The organism is Selenobaculum gibii (genome assembly GCF_030273445.1).
GTDB lineage: Bacteria > Bacillota > Negativicutes > ICN-92133 > ICN-92133 > Selenobaculum > Selenobaculum gibii.
Genome location: NZ_CP120678.1, coordinates 2,633,735 through 2,651,594, shown reverse-complemented (window position 1 = coordinate 2,651,594; position 17,860 = coordinate 2,633,735). Strand labels below are relative to the sequence as shown.

13 protein-coding genes and 1 riboswitch are annotated in these 17,860 nt (G+C 37.8%); of the genes, 11 read left to right on the top strand and 2 right to left on the bottom strand.

The window, feature by feature from the left end:
* Positions 1-583: 583 nt before the first annotated feature.
* The 7 genes from P3F81_RS12730 to P3F81_RS12700 all read left to right on the top strand — a co-directional run bounded on the left by P3F81_RS12730 (position 584) and on the right by P3F81_RS12700 (position 11,580).
* On the top strand, positions 584-1,690 hold the full coding sequence (locus P3F81_RS12730) for a class II glutamine amidotransferase domain-containing protein (RefSeq protein WP_147669429.1): 1,107 nt from the start codon (positions 584-586) through the stop codon (positions 1,688-1,690).
* Complete coding sequence (locus P3F81_RS12725; RefSeq protein WP_147669431.1) at positions 1,678-3,309, top strand: glutamate synthase-related protein; 1,632 nt, start codon at positions 1,678-1,680, stop codon at positions 3,307-3,309. Before P3F81_RS12730 ends, P3F81_RS12725 begins: the two co-directional genes overlap by 13 nt.
* A gap of 12 nt (positions 3,310-3,321) precedes the next feature.
* The gene (locus P3F81_RS12720) at positions 3,322-5,649 is read left to right on the top strand and encodes an FAD-dependent oxidoreductase (RefSeq protein ID WP_309320493.1); all 2,328 of its coding nucleotides are present in this window, start codon (positions 3,322-3,324) and stop codon (positions 5,647-5,649) included.
* 393 nt (positions 5,650-6,042) lie between these two features.
* Positions 6,043-6,224, top strand: a riboswitch (cobalamin riboswitch).
* A 257-nt stretch (positions 6,225-6,481) separates the two neighbouring features.
* Positions 6,482-8,578: a TonB-dependent receptor plug domain-containing protein gene (locus tag P3F81_RS12715; RefSeq protein ID WP_147669435.1), complete on the top strand. Its 2,097-nt coding sequence runs from the start codon at positions 6,482-6,484 to the stop codon at positions 8,576-8,578.
* Positions 8,553-9,587, top strand: coding sequence for an ABC transporter substrate-binding protein (locus P3F81_RS12710; RefSeq protein WP_309320492.1), 1,035 nt, complete (start codon positions 8,553-8,555; stop codon positions 9,585-9,587). The genes P3F81_RS12715 and P3F81_RS12710 overlap by 26 nt, the downstream gene beginning before the upstream one ends.
* Positions 9,588-9,616: 29 nt before the next feature.
* Complete coding sequence (gene hutW / locus P3F81_RS12705) at positions 9,617-11,038, top strand: heme anaerobic degradation radical SAM methyltransferase ChuW/HutW (protein WP_309320491.1); 1,422 nt, start codon at positions 9,617-9,619, stop codon at positions 11,036-11,038.
* 14 nt (positions 11,039-11,052) lie between these two features.
* Positions 11,053-11,580, top strand: coding sequence for a flavodoxin family protein (locus P3F81_RS12700; RefSeq protein ID WP_147669441.1), 528 nt, complete (start codon positions 11,053-11,055; stop codon positions 11,578-11,580).
* A 48-nt stretch (positions 11,581-11,628) separates the two neighbouring features.
* Here P3F81_RS12700 and P3F81_RS12695 read toward each other — a convergent pair whose 3' ends face one another.
* Together P3F81_RS12695 and P3F81_RS12690 are read right to left on the bottom strand one after the other, a co-directional pair.
* Positions 11,629-11,841, bottom strand: a complete 213-nt coding sequence (locus P3F81_RS12695) for a DUF2922 domain-containing protein (protein WP_147669443.1) — start codon at positions 11,839-11,841, stop codon at positions 11,629-11,631.
* A gap of 39 nt (positions 11,842-11,880) precedes the next feature.
* Positions 11,881-12,105 carry a DUF1659 domain-containing protein gene (locus tag P3F81_RS12690; protein ID WP_147669445.1) on the bottom strand — a complete coding sequence of 75 codons (225 nt, stop codon included), beginning with the start codon at positions 12,103-12,105 and terminating at the stop codon, positions 11,881-11,883.
* 223 nt (positions 12,106-12,328) lie between these two features.
* Between P3F81_RS12690 and gdhA the strand changes: the two genes are divergently transcribed.
* From gdhA to P3F81_RS12670, 4 genes are all read left to right on the top strand, one after another.
* Positions 12,329-13,666: an NADP-specific glutamate dehydrogenase gene (gdhA, locus tag P3F81_RS12685; protein WP_309320490.1), complete on the top strand. Its 1,338-nt coding sequence runs from the start codon at positions 12,329-12,331 to the stop codon at positions 13,664-13,666.
* Positions 13,667-13,893: 227 nt separating this feature from the next.
* Positions 13,894-15,075, top strand: coding sequence for an ABC transporter substrate-binding protein (locus P3F81_RS12680; RefSeq protein ID WP_147669448.1), 1,182 nt, complete (start codon positions 13,894-13,896; stop codon positions 15,073-15,075).
* Positions 15,076-15,358: 283 nt separating this feature from the next.
* Complete coding sequence (locus P3F81_RS12675; RefSeq protein ID WP_147669450.1) at positions 15,359-16,534, top strand: ABC transporter substrate-binding protein; 1,176 nt, start codon at positions 15,359-15,361, stop codon at positions 16,532-16,534.
* 420 nt (positions 16,535-16,954) lie between these two features.
* Complete coding sequence (locus tag P3F81_RS12670) at positions 16,955-17,851, top strand: branched-chain amino acid ABC transporter permease (protein WP_147669452.1); 897 nt, start codon at positions 16,955-16,957, stop codon at positions 17,849-17,851.
* Positions 17,852-17,860: the final 9 nt, after the last annotated feature.

The following is a 17,860-nucleotide window of genomic DNA, read 5'->3' as shown; positions in this document are numbered from 1 at the left end:
CATAATGATATAGAAGAAAAAGTATTTAGTTTACTGTATCTTGTATACCGAAAAACAATTCAATACAAAAAAATTAAGATTTTAAAATTAGAAAAATAAAAATAAGGTAAAAGGCTTTAGAAATAGGGTTTGATTAACAAAAAACAAATATTTACAATATAAATACAAAATTAACGAAATGAATAATTATTCAAAAATATGATAAATAATTCGCTTGAAAGTTCATGAAATCCCTATTTTAATGAAAAAATTTTTTTTAATATACATATTGACAGTATAAGTTTACGTTCTTATAATAAAAGAGCATTACATTTAGGGTTCTCATGCAGAGAACAAAAGTACCTTACAAATGGAAAGTTCGTCGATGAACTTTGTAGAGGATAATGGCGATTTTATCGTCTTTTTTTCTCGAACAAAGCATAAATAATATTGTCGTTTTTAAATAATTGTGATTGATATCGCTTATTGATGAAGCCATGCGAAAGTTACCAAATAAATGATGGTGCTCAGCAAGGCTTTTTTTAATACTTGTGTGGTAACTCTTAAGAAGAAAAATGTTTAGTTAAGATATGGAGGAGAGAATATGTGCAGAATTGGTTCAATAAAAAGTAAATTCCCAGTTCATCCATCGAAAGCATTACATTTAATGCTGCCTCAACAGGAAGGTCATGATAACTCTGGTTTTGCGATGGTTATGCAAGACTTATATGGAGTTTTTGAAAATTATAAAGATAAGCCTCTATTATCCCTTGCATGTACGCAACGCGGGGCACAACTCGTTGAAGATTATATGGATAGTCATAACTTTGTGCAGGTTGCAGAATGGATTCCTAAAGGAAACAAGCAACCGGGACTAGATATTAAAGCAATGCCTTATTATATTTTTCGTAACTATGATTATCCTGAAAAATATCGCGATAAATCGAAAGAGGCGCGTGACGAATTATTATTAGATACACGATTGGCACTAAGAAAAATTTTAGAAGACGAAGATGAAGGGTATGTATATTCCTTTTGGCCGGATGTATTAACACTTAAAGAAATTGGTGACCCAAGAGATATTGCTACGTATTTCCGCCTCTGGGATGATAGTGGGGATTTGATGGCAAAAAGTATTGTTACACAATGTCGCCAAAATACAAACTACGATATTGTTCGTTATGCTGCACATCCGTTCTTTATTCAAGGCTATACGCTTTGTGCAAATGGAGAAAACACTTTTTATACGAAAAATAAAGAGTATCAAAAATCTTTGCATCGTGGCTATATTGGTTTTGAGTCCGATTCGCAAAACTTTATCTATACGCTTCATTATGTTCTGCGTCAATTAAAATGGCCAATTAAATATTTTAAACACGTGATTACACCTTTGCCATTTAATGAAATAGAGCAAAGGGAAGATAGAGAAGTTTTAGAAGCAATTCGCCAATCGCTTGGACATTTGGAAATCAACGGGCCAAATACAATTATTGCAGTACTTCCAGATGGCAATATGATTACTTGTTGCGATTCTAAAAAACTTCGTCCAGTTGTTGTTGGCGGCGATGAAAATACAATTGCAATTTCATCTGAGGTTTGCGGACTCAATGTAATTTTGCCAAATCGTGATACGACGAAGGATATTTATCCGAATGAACGCGAAGTCGTTGTGATTAATAATGACTTGGAGGTGCAGAGATGGAAACAGTAAGAACGCAAGATGTAGGAAAAAATGATTTAAAATGGAAGATAGAATATCATGCTGAACGTTGTACGATGTGCGGAAGCTGTATTTCTGCCTGTACGATGAATGCAATTGAAGCAACGATGGCGCGCCGCAGTGTGACGGTATCCAATGTATGTCAACCGGAGCCGGTAAAAGAGCATAAAGCTGTACCGGTAATTAAACAAAAAGCTTCCATTGCTAATGCTTGTGTTGGTTGTGGAATGTGCGAAAAAGTATGCCCGAACAATGCAATTCGTCCGGTAAGAAACCCTGATCATCGCGTGAATTTATTAGCGCGTGATCATGGTCCGATTAAACGTGGCGGACGTACAAACTTGAATGCACAGCGTACTTTAGATAGCGTGATTGTCGGTCGCATCAGCCAAATGACAGACCCGGCACTTGACTCTGAACGACACACGTTTGATATCCTAGCGCCGTTTGGACGCGTTTTAAATCCAAAAGAATTGCCATTGTCTTTAACGGGCGGTGAATTAAAAATGAATAAAAAAACGCCGCCGGTTAACTGGATTTATCCCTTGATTTTTAGTGATATGTCCATTGGTGCACTTTCAACGCGGGCTTGGGAAGCAGTATCTTTAGCTACTGCTTATTTAAATGAAAAACATCATCTTCCGATACGCATGTGTTCCGGTGAAGGCGGTATGCCGGTTAAATTGTTAGAATCTGAACGGTTAAAGTATATGATTCTGCAAATCGCATCCGGTCATTTTGGCTGGAACAGAATTATTCAAGCAATGCCTAGAATGAAGGTAGATCCAGCCGGAATTTTGATTAAAATCGGTCAGGGCGCAAAACCGGGGGATGGAGGACTTCTTCCGGCGGCAAAAGTAGCAGAGCACGTACAGGCAATTCGTGGGGTACCAAAAGCAACATTAAGTTCGCCGCCAAATCACCAAGGGTTATATTCTATTGAAGAATCCGTACAGAAAATGCATTTATCTTTAAATGCTGCCTTTGGCTTTAGAGTTCCGGTAGCGATTAAATGTGCAGCTTCGGCAACGTCTGTTTCCGTTTATAACAACTTATTGCGCGATCCATATAAAATTTGTGGTGGGTTCTTCCTTGACGGGATTCAAGGTGGTACAGGGGCCGCAAATGAAGTATCGCTTGATCATACAGGCCATCCAGTCGTATCTAAATTGCGTGAATGCTATTTAGCAGCAGTGAAACAAGGTCTGCAAGGACAAATTCCGCTTTGGGCAGGTGGAGGTATCGGGATGACAGGCAACGCGGCAGCTGATGCGTTTAAAATGATCTGCCTTGGTGCAAATGGTGTTTTTGTCGGCAAAATTTTAATTCAATTGTTAGGGTGCGTAGGAAACGAACAGGGCAGATGTAATGCTTGTTCAACAGGAAAATGCCCAACGGGTATCTGTACGCAAGACCCACGGCTTGTAAAGCGGCTTGATATTGATAAAGGTGCACAAAACATCGTTGATTATGTACTTGCACTTGATAGTGAAATGCGTAAATTGATGGCACCAATCGGCAATAGCTCGCTTCCTGTAGGCCGCTCCGATGCATTAGTGACAACAGATAAAGCGGTTGCAGATAAATTGGGAATACAATATGTATGTTAGGAGGGAAGCTAAGTGTTTAAAATTAATACATTAGAAAATCACAATCGTATGTCGACGCAAGATTTGCTCTTGGCAATCAGTGAGGCTTTAGCAAACGGAGAAACAGAATTTGCTGTGGCGGCTTCCGGCCAACATGATATTGGCGGTCCGTTATGGCATCCGGAGGGGAAAAAGTTAACATTCCGTGTGACAAACGCAGGTCAACGCGTTGGGTCCATGTGTCTTGATCATACAGAAGTTATTGTAGAAGGCTCGGCATCTGCCGATGTCGGTTGGCTGAATGCCGGCGGTAGAATTGTTGTAAAAGGTGATGCTGGTGATACGGCTGGACACTGTGCGGCAGGCGGGACGATTTATATCGGCGGTCGCGCCGGGACGCGTTCTGGATCACTCATGAAACATGATCCACTTTATGATGCACCAGAATTATGGGTGCTGAAAAATGTCGGCAGTTTTTCATTTGAATTTATGGGTGGCGGTAAAGCTGTTGTTTGTGGGTATGACAGTGAGCAGTTTGAGTCTGTACTTGGTGATCGTTCTTGTATAGGTATGGTTGGCGGTGTGCTTTATTTTAGAGGCGAAGCAAAAGGAATGTCTCAGGAAGTAAAAATCACAGCTTTGGATGCAGAGGATATTGCTTATCTAGAAAGTAAGATGGATGATTTTCTGGGAGCAATAGAAAAGCCTGAACTTCGAGCGGAATTAACAAAATGGAAGGAATGGAAAAAACTTCTTCCACTTGCTTTTGATGAAAAAAAACCAAAAGCACTGGAGAGCATAAATGAATATCGGACGACCGAATGGGTAAAAGGTGGCATTTTTAGTGATGTATGCATGGATGACTTCATTGTAAATTCTACGGTTGTGACAGGAATCTATCGTCAGCGCGTTCCAGCTTGGGACAATGCAAAATATGCGGCGCCGTGTGAATTTAACTGTCCATCTGGAATTCCGACGCAACAACGTTACAATTTACTTCGTCAGGGCAAGGTGGAAGAAGCATATAAATTAGTACTTGAATATACACCGTTCTCTGGATCAGTATGTGGCAGTGTCTGCCCAAATCCATGTATGGAAGGCTGTAGCCGTGCATCCATTGACCAAGCGATTCAAATTGGTGCACTTGGCAGAGAGTCTATCCACATAAAAGTAGAGAAACCATCCGTGCGCACTGGAAAGAAGATATCTGTTATCGGCGGCGGTGTAGCAGGATTAAGCGCAGCTTGGCAGTTGGCGAAAAAGGGCCATGATGTTACGGTATATGATGAATTTTCCGCAATGGGCGGTAAGCTTGAGCAAGTAATTCCACGCAGTCGGTTAGCGCATGAAATTTTAGAAGCGGAATTAAAACGCATTCAAGATATGGGTGTAACCTTTGTCAATAACTGCAAAGTGGACAGTGATAAATTTAATGAGATTAAAACAGCTAGTGATGCCGTTGTCGTTACCACTGGTGGACATAATCCTCGTGTATTCCCATGGCCTGGAAAAGAAAAAGTCGTAAAAGGGTTAGACTTCCAAAAAGCAGTGAACCGTGGTGAAAATCCGAAAGTAGGTAAACATGTGCTTGTTATCGGTGCAGGGAACTCCGGGATGGATGCTGCACTTGATGCGTATGAAATGGGAGCGGAAAAGGTAACTTGTATTGATGTGCAAAAGCCAGCAGCCTTTAAAAAGGAAATCGAACATTTTGAATCTCTTGGTGGCGATATCATTTGGCCTGTAATGACGAAAGAAATCACAGATAAAGGAATTATCGCTGAGGATGGCAGATTCATTGAAGGCGACATGGTCATTGTAACGGTTGGGGAAACACCAATCCTAGATTATTTACCTGAAGGGTTAAACAAATTTCGCGATTGGTTAGTGCCAGGTGCAGATACGAGTGTTATGGCTGGTGTATTTGCGGCTGGTGACGTAGTGAAACCTGGTCGTTTAACGGATGCAATTGGGGCTGGTGCGAAGGCTGCAATGGCAGCAGATGCTTACGTAAATGGAGAAGCATATGCACAGGCAGTGAAGAAGGAAGTTATTCCAGCAGGACAAATAAGTAAAGCTTACTTTGAAAAATGTCATAGCTGCGAATTGCCAGCGGCAAATCAAGATTTCAATCGCTGTATTAGCTGTGGTACTTGCCGCGATTGTAGTATGTGTCTTGAATCCTGTCCGGAAAAGGCAATTAGTAAAGTCGTTAAAGCAGACGGTACATTTGAATATGTTTCCGATGCAGAGCGTTGTATTGGCTGTGGTATTTGCGCGGGCGTTTGCCCATGCGGTATCTGGACAATGAAGGCAAATGCAGAGAAAATCAACATGTACAGAACCTACAATAAGAATTAAAAAAGAAAATAAAAATAAAATAAGCCGACAAAATCATTGATTTTGTCGGCTTATTTGGGTTAGGGCGATAAAGTTAGAGTAATTATGTGAAAAAGATTAAATGTTTTTAGTGCTATTTTGAGCGGATGATGTAACTTGTAAAAAAGCGTCGCCATAATCATTTGGAGCGATAGACCCTTTGATAAAAGTGAGACTTAAATAAAAGGTTGATTTAAGAATGCTTAAGGTCTCTATTTACTGAAAAAGAACTTTTTCAATAATTTATAATTTTACAGAAATATATATATAATATTAAATTAGGTAATTTATTGACATGCTTTAGGGGCAGTGTTATGATGATAAAGTATTATCATGGAAAATATTTCTTGCAATTTATTGAAATGATGTGAAAACTAAATATTGAAGGGAACAGGTGCCCGTGAGGGCTTAATAGGGAAGTTCGGTTCAATGCCGGCGCGGTCCCGCCACTGTAATAAGGAGTTAGTCCAAGATATGCCACTGGGGTGAAAACTTTGGGAAGGTTTGGATGAGCGATGATTTAAAGCCAGGAGAACTGCCTGTTTATCAATCACCGAATATGGAGATTAGATGCTGCGTTAACTGTTGGATAGAACAATTCAAAGTCAATGTGACCATCCATTCAGTCCATACAACCTACGAGTGATAGGGAGGGGATAAAATAACAGCATTTATATTGCTATTTTACCCAGCTTCGTGCTGGGTTTTTATGTTTTTATTTGCTGATAATTGAAATCTGCCTTTTCGAAGAGGCAGATTTTTTTTAGTAAGATGGATTGTGTAGTTAAGAAATTTTTAGGAGGATAAATCGGGGATGAAACATTATAGCCAAAAAAAGAAAGCAATCGGGATGGCGATTGTTTGTGGAATGATATTGGGCACGCAATTATCAATCGGTACAGAGATTGCTTGGGCAAATGAAGAAGTATTGGATGAATTTTATCTAGATGGTGTTGTTGTAACTGCGACAAGGACTGATCAGACAGTAAAAGAAGTTCCTACCACAGTACAAGTAATCATACGTCAAGATATTGAAAAGCGACAATCTAGAACGTTACGGGATGTTTTGCAAAATGCGCTAGGGGTGACCTTGTGGAAGGATTTTCAGGGAAGATCACAAGTGAGAATTCGTGGCTCAGAATCAAGACATGTTTTAATTATGGTTGATGGCAAACGGATGAGCGGAGAACTTTCGTATAACTCAGCCAATGCGCATGAAATAGATCGAATCAATATGGATAATGTGGAACGTGTTGAAATTATTCGCGGTTCTGCCGGATCGTTGTACGGAAGCGATGCAATTGGCGGCGTTGTCAATATTATCATGCGACAGCCAATGAAAAAGCAAGGTTCAATTAATTATGATTATTCACTTTATGAACATGGTGACAGTGCAGGTCCAACAACTAGTATTTTTTATCAAGATATTAATGAGAAAGGAAATATGAGTTGGAAGATATCGGGAAGTTATAATGATAGTAAACCATTCTATGTAGATAATGAAGGAACAAGTAATAATTATTTTGGCAAAGAGCAAAATATTGATTTTGGCATGACCTATACGGCTGAAAATGGGAATCGCTTAAGTTTTGATTTCGGACGACTGAACGAAGACACACAGCGTTCAGAAGCGGGGCAATCCTATCATCCAATGATGCCAAAATCAGATAAAATTAATAAAAATGAAAATAAACGTACGAATTTATCGCTGAACTATGAAGGTGAAGATGATAAACAAAATTGGTCGGTTCGAGCATATCAGTCGAAATATGAAAAGGAATATTTTATTTATAAACAGACACGACGCAATAATATTGTTACTATCCCTTATACATTAAATAGTTTCGATTGGGTGAATCGTACAATTAATGTCCTTGAAGGGAAAGACAGTTGGCAACTGGGCGATAAGCATCTGGCTACAGTTGGTTTTGAATGGAGACAAGATAAATCGGAAGGAACGAGAATAAAAACCGATCTAAATAGTAAAAAATCGAGTGATGAAGCATCTATTGACTATGTTTCCTTGTATTTTCAGGATGAAATTCGTCCAAATGACCAATGGCTAGTTATACCATCCATACGATTTGATCATAGTAATTTATTTGACTCTGCTTGGACAGGAAATTTAGCATCTACTTATCACATTGCTGATGATACTAGGTTAAAGGTTGTTGTGGGACAAGGTTATAAGACACCGACGATTAATGAACTTTATCATGCTTGGGAAATGTTTGCAGGCAGCGCGATGGGCGGGCCAGGTCAGTATTTCCAGGGAAATCCTAATATTAAGCCGGAAAAATCATGGAACTATGAATTAGCATTAGAAAAAGATTGGAATGATAAGACAACAGGACATTTTGGTTTATTTAGAAATGATGTTAAAGAATTAATTACATCTACTTGGACTGGTAAATATGTGGATAGTGCTGGAAACTTAGTTTCCAGTATAATACCGACAAAAGACAAATTAATGACGTATAAAAACATTCCCGAAGCGAGAATGCAAGGAATAGAAGCTTCAATCCAGCATCAATTGAATGATGAAGTAGATTTGAACTTTGGCTATGTTTATTTAGATGCAAAAGATCAAGGAAGCAGTCAAAGACTAGAAGATCGTCCTAGACATCAGCTTAATTTAGGATTGTTTTATCATCCGAAGGATACGAACTGGCAGTTTAACTTGGATGTAGTAAGTAATATTGATTATTGGGCGAGCAAAGATGGCAATATTACAACGGGGGATAAAGAAATGGAAAATAGCACATTTACAGTAGTTAATTTCTTAGCACAAAAAGATTTAGATGCGAGGGCAAGGCTATACTTAGGCATAGATAATCTCGGCAATTATCATGATTATAATAAAGATGTATATGGAAGAATGTATCGTGTTGGAATCGACTGCAAATTCTAGTTTGGTTAGGACTGAAAGTGAGTGTTGTATGAATAAAGGATTAATAGTGGTTAGTGCAATTTTATTTATTGCGGCTAGTGTATTGTTTTCTGGATGTGGGAATAAAGAATCTTTGACTTTAGGGGAAAATCATAGCCAGAACTTGACAATCATCGATGATAATCATCGCGAAGTGTTATTGGCAAATACACCGGAACGAATTGTGGTGTTATCACCATCCTTTCTAGAAATTTTGGATCAGGTACAGGGGAAAGTTATCGGACGGGCAACCTCACAGATAGCTCAGATTCCCAAGCGATATAAAGATAGTGCAGAAGTTGGTTTTGTTTATCGAATTAACAGTGAAGCTGTAGTGAGCTTACAGCCTGATTTAGTCATTGCTTATAAAGGAATGCATGAGAATTTGCTACCAATATTGGAGGCAAACCATATTCCGGTGATTGTACTTAATCTGAAAACTTATCAAGACGTAAAACGAAATTGTGAATTATTAGGGCTGGTTTCCGGTCATGCAGATTTGGGGCAAGACTTGGCAAAAAAATTAGATAACGGTGTCCAAGATGCTATAGCAAATGTTCCATTAGTTAGCAAGAAAACAGTGATTTTACATACGACAATGAATGATATTTCCGTAGAAACGGAGGATAGCATCGCCGGAAGTGTGGCTGCATTACTTCATTTAGATTTGGCAATTAAGTCTGGGGATATGCCAATCGCAAAGATGAATGGTATGGCATCCCCAGATAAAATTGTATATAGCATGGAAGCACTCGTAGAAAAAGATCCTGAAGTATTATTTATTACTTCAATGGGAGCTAACGGAGGCGCACTTGAACGGATTAAGTCAGAAATGGAAAATAATCCGGCATGGTTAGAGTTGCGGGCAGTAAAAAATAAACAAGTTTTCTTTTTACCAGAGGACTTATTTTTACTCAATCCCGGGTTGCGATATCCAGAAGCAGTCCGCTATATGGTAGAACAATTATATCCGAAAAATGAATCGCGATAAGAAAGATGGATTTGGGGGAAAGAGATATCATGATGAATTTGACGAATGGATTAGCTGAGTTTATGCAACTGGAAAATCATAAAGAATTATTCGGGCTAAAAGCAACACGAAAGATGAGTGAGTTATTTAATGATTGCACACTTCAATACTCGCCGCGTCATCTGCTACCAATTATGCCGCCTAAACAGCAAATTCGCTTTCGTGAACAGGCGACGATGGTAGCAAAAAAAAATAAAAGCGCGGTATATATACATATCCCATTTTGTAAGCAACGCTGTAGTTACTGTAATTTTTGTGGCTATCCAAGTGATTTAGTAATGCAAGAGGAATATGTTGATTTGCTATGTCAAGAGTTATCAATAATAGAAGATTTTGAGTACTATCAAAGTCAGATGATTTCAGCAGTTTTTATCGGTGGAGGTAGCCCTAGTGCATTAAATGAAGATCAGTTAGAACGGTTATTAAGTAAAATAAGAAAAGTTTTTTTACTGGAATCTGGCTGTGAATTTACATTTGAGAGTAATATCACTGACTTTAATGAGGCTAAATTAGCGATTTGTTTAAAGTATGGTGTAAATCGTTTTAGCTTTGGCGTTCAAACGTTTTCTACGGATTTACGACGTAAATTAGGACGGTCGGCTGAACAAAAAGTTATTGTAGAAAAGCTAAAATCGCTTGCCCAAACAGGGGTAAATGTCATCGTTGATCTTATCTATGGATTGCCGGGACAAACTATGGAAGATTGGCAAAAGGATTTGGAATTCTTACTGCAATGCAATGTTACAGGGGTAGATTTATATAAATTGCAACGTTTTCCTCATTCCATACTGGAAGAAAAGCTTAAAACTGGAGCATATCCACCGTGCCCAGCGGCAGATGAGCGAATGGAATTATATGAACGAGGAGTAGGCTATTTGAAGGAAAATGCTTGGCAGCAGCTGAGTTGTTGCCATTTTACATGCGGCGAAAAAGATAAGAGCCTTTATAATAAACTTGCCAAAAATGGCAGTGATATTTTTGCTTTTGGTGCTGGAGCCGGAGGCAGTATTGGAGAGTTGGAATATATTCAAGTACGCGATTTAAATGCATACAAGAAAAAGGTAGAGAAGCAGGAAAAGCCTTTTGCGATGGTATTTCAACGCGATCACTTTTCTTCGCTATTTGCAAAGATAAGCGGACAATTAGACTGTGGCTATTTAGATCTAGATGGTCTAGAGAAAAGTTATGCGATTGAACTAAAGCCTGGACTTTTACCTTATATGAAATTATGGGAAAATCAAGGACTCTGTATAAGTAAAAATAATGATATCATGTTGACAACCCACGGAAAATATTGGATGAGATGGATCGCAAGATCTATTTTATGTGGTTTGCAATATGCAATTTATGGAGCGGAAAACAACCAAAATAAGCAGATGTCAATGATGTCAGAAATGATGAATTTGCGATAAGGTGGAGTCGTGAGATGAACAAATATTTGATTGTTTACTCTAGTAAAACGGGAAATACAAAGCAGATTGCAGAAAGTATGTACTCTGCAATTGCCGATTTAGGGGATTTAAAGAGTATTGATGATGAAATTGAGTGGAAAATTTATGATGTAATTTTTCTTGGCTATAGCGTTGAATATGGAATGCCAAATAAAAAAGCACGAGAATTTTTGGCTAAACTACAAGGGAAATCCATTGTATTATTTCAAACATTAGGGGCAGAGGCAATGGGAGAACATGCGATGATTTCTTTAGCAAATGCTGCGCGATACCTTGGCTCAAATTGCAAAATCGTTGGGGCTTTTTCCAGTCAGGGAAAGATTGATCCTAACTTATTAGACCGCTTAGCAAAATTACCAGCCAATCATCCACATGCACCGAGCATCGAATCGCAGAAACGCTGGCAGAAGGCTGCTGTTCATCCCGATGCAACCAATTTACTGGAAGCGCATGAGTTTGCTTTAAAAATAAAGAAACGGATGAATTTTTTAGCCCAGAAATAAAAAATAAGCCGATAAAAATCATTGATTTTTATCGGCTTATTTTGGCTACTATAACAAAGATGTTTTATCTGTTGTACGGATCTTTACATCAGCGACTGCAGCTAGCTTTCCATTCGTAGAAGCAATTGCGTTTTTCGCAATCAATTGATTCATTACGCTTTCAACTTCACTACGTGTTAAGTTGTCCCTAGGTTCGGCTAAACTGATGCTCAGCTCTTTATCAGCTTCAGTTTTGAAAACCATCTCTAATGTTTTTGCCATAGATCATTCCTCCTTTCTATATTTCATTTAATGCCATGCTTATTCCGAAGCTAATGCAAAACTGTCTTGGCGATTGATAGATGTAAGCGGATACTTTTGTAAACTTGCCATCGCTTCACCGATTAAGAATAAATCGTTATCAGCGATTGATGGATTGAATTTACTGAAAGTTCTTGACGTATAAACGAGATTACCGAGTTTATTTGTTCCAGTTTGAACTTTGAGAATTAACTTTGTTGCTCCATTACCTTTATTTACTGCCATTTGCCTCACCTCCTTCTAAGTTTTTACATTCAATATGTGAACAAATTTAAACGTATTTCTAATACTAAAAATTTAAAATAATTTTCTAGCATAAATATGCAAAATAAAGGCAAAAATCATGTATACAATGCACAATCGATGTATATATTGACAATTTTTACTGTGGAAAGTAATAATATATAAATGTAGGGTATTGAATCTTTAATTGGGGGTAAGGAAAAACATGATGTATGTACAAAAGATTATTGATAAGGTAATTGCTGATAATCCAGGTGAGGAAGAGTTTCATGCAACGGTTAAAGAGGTATTGACTTCTATCGCACCTGTGGTAGAAAAGCATCCAGAATATCAAGAACAAGCTATTTTAGAGCGCATTGTTGAACCCGAACGCGTGATTATGTTCAGAGTTCCTTGGGTGGATGATCAAGGCAAAGTTCAAGTGAATAAAGGCTATCGTGTACAATTTAACAGTGCAATTGGTCCATACAAAGGTGGATTGCGCTTACATCCAAGTGTGAATTTAAGCATTATTAAATTCTTAGGATTTGAACAAATCTTTAAAAATTCTCTAACAGGACTGCCAATCGGTGGTGGTAAAGGCGGTTCTAACTTTGATCCAAAAGGAAAATCTGATAACGAAATTATGCGTTTTTGCCAAAGTTTTATGACGGAATTATCTCGTCATATTGGTCAAGATACAGATGTACCAGCAGGGGATATAGGCGTTGGCGGCAGAGAGATTGGCTATTTATTTGGACAATATAAACGCATCAGAAACGCTTATGAAGCTGGTGTTTTAACTGGTAAGGGTTTAGGGTACTGGGGAAGCTTGGCACGTAAAGAGGCAACTGGATACGGGTTGTTATACTTTGTTCGACATATGCTTGCAGATGCAAATGAATCTTTAGCAGGTAAAACAGTAGTGATTTCTGGGTCTGGAAATGTTGCTACTTATGCAATCGAAAAGGCGCAGGAATTTGGTGCTAAAGTGGTGGCTTGCTCTGATTCTAATGGATATATCTACGATAAAGATGGTATTGATCTTGATGTTGTAAAAGAAATTAAAGAAGTTAAACGTGCTAGAATTTCTGAATATATAAAAGCTCGTCCAAATGCGGAGTATCATGAAGGTTGTAAGGGTATTTGGACGATTAAGTGCGATGTTGCGCTTCCTTGTGCAACACAAGGCGAAATTGATTTAGAATCTGCAAAAGTACTTGTGGAAAATGGTGTATTTGCTGTTGGCGAAGGTGCAAATATGCCATCAACACTAGATGCAATTGATTATTTTTTAGAAAAAGACGTTTTATTTGCTCCTGCAAAAGCTGCAAATGCTGGCGGTGTAGCAGTGTCTGCGCTTGAAATGTCGCAAAATTCTATGCGTTATAGCTGGACATTTGAAGAAGTTGATAATAAATTAAAAGATATTATGAAAAATATCTATGAAAACTCCACAAAAGCTGCGGAAGAATATGGATTCAAGGGAAATCTAGTTGTTGGTTCTAACATTGCTGGTTTCAAAAAAGTGGCGGATGCTATGATTGCCCATGGTGTAGTTTGATTTTAGATAACTAAGTTACATTTTTAATAAAGCTAAGGGTCTACGGAATAATATTCGTAGGCCTTTTTTCTTGCACTAAATAAAAACAAATGTACATTTACAATATACAAAAATATAAAAATAATACTTGACTATTGTAAATCGTGTAAACTATAATAGTCACATGGTCATACAGACCGGAACGTAAGAGTCTGTATACTAGGGATTTATAATGGGAGGGATTTATAATGAAATTGGGAAAAAAGCTCATGGCACTCACAAGTTTAGCTTTAGGTGTAACGATGATGGGCGCAATATTTACTGGATGTGGTGGTAATCAAGCATCCAATAGCAGTGAAATTAAAATTGGAGCAAACTTTGAATTGACAGGTGGAGTTGCTAACTATGGTTCGCAAGGTCTTAATGGGCTTAAGCTAGCAATTAAGCAAGCCAATGAAAAGGGTGGTGTACTTGGTAAACAAATTAATCTTGTAGTTGCGGATAATAAATCAGAAGCTTCTGAAGCAGCAAATGCAACAACAAAATTGATTTCTAATGATAAAGTAAAAGTAGTTGTTGGGCCAGCTACAACTTCAAATGTATTGGCGACTTTGCAAATTGCGGAAGATAATAAAATTCCATTAATTGCACCAATGGGGACAAATCCTAAAATTACAGTTGAAAATGGGAAAGTAAAACCTTATGCTTTCCGCAGTTGCTTTATTGATCCGTTACAAGGGGAAGTAATGGCGAACTTCGCGACGAAAACATTAAATGCAAAAACGGCGGCAATCTATGTAGATGCAAGTTCTGACTATTCTAAGAGTTTGGCGGAAGTATTTACAAAGATTTTCGAAGCGCAAGGTGGCAAAGTTGTAGCACAAGAAGCTTTCTTACAAAAAGATCAAGACTTTAAATCTACATTAACGAAATTAAAAGCAGGAAATCCTGATGTTATTTTTATCCCAGCTTATTATGAAGAAGTTGGCAAGATCGTTAAGCAAGCACGTGAACTTGGTATTAACATTCCATTAATTGGTACAGATGGTTGGGATGATTCCAAACTTACTGAAATTGCTGGTGCTGACCCACTAAACAATACATATTTCAGCTCTCATTACTCCGTGCAGGATAATGATGCAAGCGTAAAAAGCTTTATTGAAGCATATAAAGCTGAATATGGTCAAGAACCAAGCGTATTCGCCGCTCTTGGCTACGATGGCGGCATGATGTTAATTGATGCAATTAAACGTGCCGGCAGCGATGATCCGGAAAAAATTCGTGTAGCTTTAGAAGAAACAAAAGATTTACAGGTTGGTACAGGGATTATTACAATGAGTGCAACGCATGATCCAATAAAGAGTGCGGTTGTTCTTGAAATGAAAAATGGTGAAAAAGTATTTAAAGAAAAGATTAATCCAAACAAATAATTGATTGGATTAAATGCAAAGTGGCAGAATTTTTCTGCCACTTTTTTTCTCTATAAAAAGTAAATTAATAATTTTTTTAAGTTTACAGAGTGGACTGTTTTCTAGGAATTTCGTAAATTAGATTATGAAACGTCCACTGCAAGGGGACAAATGGTGCGTTTGTGCGTTAATAGAAGTATTGACAATTTATCTTTAGACTTCTACAATTAAAACAATTGAAACGCCACACGATACATTTGTACAGGCTAGGCGTATTTTGTAGGCGACAAAGAGGAGGAGTTTCATGTTTTTTGGAAAAGTGAAAAAAGCAGTTTGTGCAGCTTTAACAGCAAGTGTACTTGCTTTGGCAGTTGCAGGTTGTGGCGGTGGGGCATCAAACAGCGATACAATTAAGATTGGTGCGAACTTAGAAATGACAGGAACGAATGCTACGTTTGGTCAGTCGGCAACAAATGGCGCCAAATTGGCAATTAAAGAAGTCAATGCAAAAGGTGGCGTGCTTGGCAAACAAATTAGTTTAGTTGTAGCGGATAATAAATCAGAAGCGGCAGAGGCAGCAAATGCAATGCAAAAATTAATTACACAAGATAGAGTATTGGCTGTAATTGCTCCAATTGCATCTTCTAGTGTAATTGCAGGTGCACAAGTAAATATGGACGGTAAAGTATTGGCAATCAGCCCTACTGCATCCAATCCAAAAGTAACAGTGGATCCTGAAACGGGTAAGACTCGTGACTATTTATTTAGAGCGGCGTTTATTGATCCGTTCCAAGGTTCTGTAATGGCAAATTTTGCGGCTAAATCTCTAAATGGTAAAAACGCTGCATTATATATTGATAACTCTAGTGATTATGCAAAAGGGTTAGGACAATTTTTCGAAGAAACTTTTATAAAAAATGGCGGTAAAATTGTTTCTAAAGAAGCATATCTCGCAAAAGATACAGACTTTAAGGCAACTTTAACAAAAATTAAAGCTGCAAATCCGGATATTTTATTTGTACCTGGATATTATCAGGAAGTTGGGATGATTATTAAACAAGCGCGTGAACTTGGTATTAATTGTGCCGTTCTTGGTGGTGATGGCTGGGATAGTGCAAAGTTACCTGAAATTGCAGGAAATGGGGCGCTAAATAATACATACTTTGCAAGTCATTACTCTCCAGAGGATAACAGCCCAGCAATTAGAACTTTTGTTGATTCTTATAAAGCTGAATATGGACAAGTTCCAGATTCCTTTGCTGCATTATCTTATGATGCAACGATGATGATTATTGAAGCGATTAAACGTGTTGGTAGTGAAGATACCGTAAAAATTAAAGATGAATTGGCAAAAACAAAAGAATATCAAGCGGTTTCTGGAATAATTACATTAAATGAAACGCATGATGCAGTAAAGAGTGCTGTAGTTATTGAATTTAAAGATGGAAAACAAACATTTAAAGAAAAAGTAAATCCTTAAGAGAATAAAATACACAGCGATGATACAGAGTACATTGCTGTGTATTTTTTATATGTACAAAATACATAAAAATGTCCTTGACTAGAGTACTTTCATAAAAATATAAAAATGAGATGTAAGATAAAAATTACATTTGTATCTTAGAGAAAGAAAATATTCAAAAATGTGTTATTGACACGTTATAATTGTGCTACTATAATAGATAACAGCAAAGAAAAACTTGTCAGATTAAAAGTCATAATGTAAATATTTCAAAGACTCAAGCTGGAGTTTACCTAGATGAAAGCAGTAGAAAAAGGTATCTAGAGACCTTTTAGCCGATATGTCGGTGGCTAAAGGTCTTTTCTTGATTTTATGGTGTTTTCATTAAGTCTAAATCACAGTTTTTCGCGTGAGGATTTTTAAAATGGAGGAAATTGTATGGAAATGTCATCCTTTATGGAACAATTGATTCAACAGTTAATTAATGGTATTTCCCTAGGGAGTATTTATGCTTTAATTGCGCTTGGCTATACGATGGTTTATGGAATTATCAAATTAATTAACTTTGCCCATGGTGATATTTATATGATCGGTGCATATGCAGGTTTTTTTGCTACGGCAATGTTTAAGCTGCCATTCATCCCAGCGCTTTTAGTTGCAATGGTCGTCTCGGGCATTATTGGTATGATTATTGAAAGATTGGCGTATCGTCCACTTCGTCATGCGCCAAAAATTGCAGTTTTAATTACTGCCATTGGTGTATCACTACTATTAGAATATGGTAGTATGTTATTATTTACCCCACAGCCACGTACTTTCCCAGCAGTATTTGAGGCAGTTACATATCACTTTGGCCCGTTCGTTATCAACAGCCAGCAATTAGTGATCATGCTTGTTTCTGTTATTTTAATGGTTGTATTGACTTATGTAGTTCAAAAAACGAAAATTGGTAAAGCTATGCGTGCAGTATCGTTTGATACTGATGCGGCTCGTTTAATGGGTATCGATGTTGACAGAATTATTTCTGCTACATTTGGTATTGGCTCAGCGTTAGCTGCTGCCGCTGGTGTTTTAGTAGGCGTATATTATAACTCTATCGATCCATTAATGGGCATCATGCCTGGTCTTAAAGCCTTTGTTGCGGCAGTTCTTGGCGGTATCGGAATTATACCAGGAGCTATGGCAGGCGGTGTAATACTTGGTGTTATTGAAGCCTTAGTAAGTGGGTTTATTTCTTCCACATTTCGTGATGCAGCGGCGTTTGCCATCTTAATTATTATCCTGTTATTTAAGCCTTCAGGATTATTTGGCAAAAACACGCGTGAGAAAGTGTAGGTGGCACAG

Coding starts and splice junctions, on each gene's coding strand:
- P3F81_RS12730 (WP_147669429.1), top strand. CDS start 584: ATGTGCAGAATTGGTTCAATAAAAAGTAAATTCCCAGTTCATCCATCG.
- P3F81_RS12725 (WP_147669431.1), top strand. CDS start 1,678: ATGGAAACAGTAAGAACGCAAGATGTAGGAAAAAATGATTTAAAATGG.
- P3F81_RS12715 (WP_147669435.1), top strand. CDS start 6,482: ATGAAACATTATAGCCAAAAAAAGAAAGCAATCGGGATGGCGATTGTT.
- hutW (WP_309320491.1), top strand. CDS start 9,617: ATGATGAATTTGACGAATGGATTAGCTGAGTTTATGCAACTGGAAAAT.
- P3F81_RS12700 (WP_147669441.1), top strand. CDS start 11,053: ATGAACAAATATTTGATTGTTTACTCTAGTAAAACGGGAAATACAAAG.
- P3F81_RS12695 (WP_147669443.1), bottom strand. CDS start 11,841: ATGGCAAAAACATTAGAGATGGTTTTCAAAACTGAAGCTGATAAAGAG.
- P3F81_RS12690 (WP_147669445.1), bottom strand. CDS start 12,105: ATGGCAGTAAATAAAGGTAATGGAGCAACAAAGTTAATTCTCAAAGTT.
- gdhA (WP_309320490.1), top strand. CDS start 12,329: ATGATGTATGTACAAAAGATTATTGATAAGGTAATTGCTGATAATCCA.
- P3F81_RS12680 (WP_147669448.1), top strand. CDS start 13,894: ATGAAATTGGGAAAAAAGCTCATGGCACTCACAAGTTTAGCTTTAGGT.
- P3F81_RS12675 (WP_147669450.1), top strand. CDS start 15,359: ATGTTTTTTGGAAAAGTGAAAAAAGCAGTTTGTGCAGCTTTAACAGCA.
- P3F81_RS12670 (WP_147669452.1), top strand. CDS start 16,955: ATGGAAATGTCATCCTTTATGGAACAATTGATTCAACAGTTAATTAAT.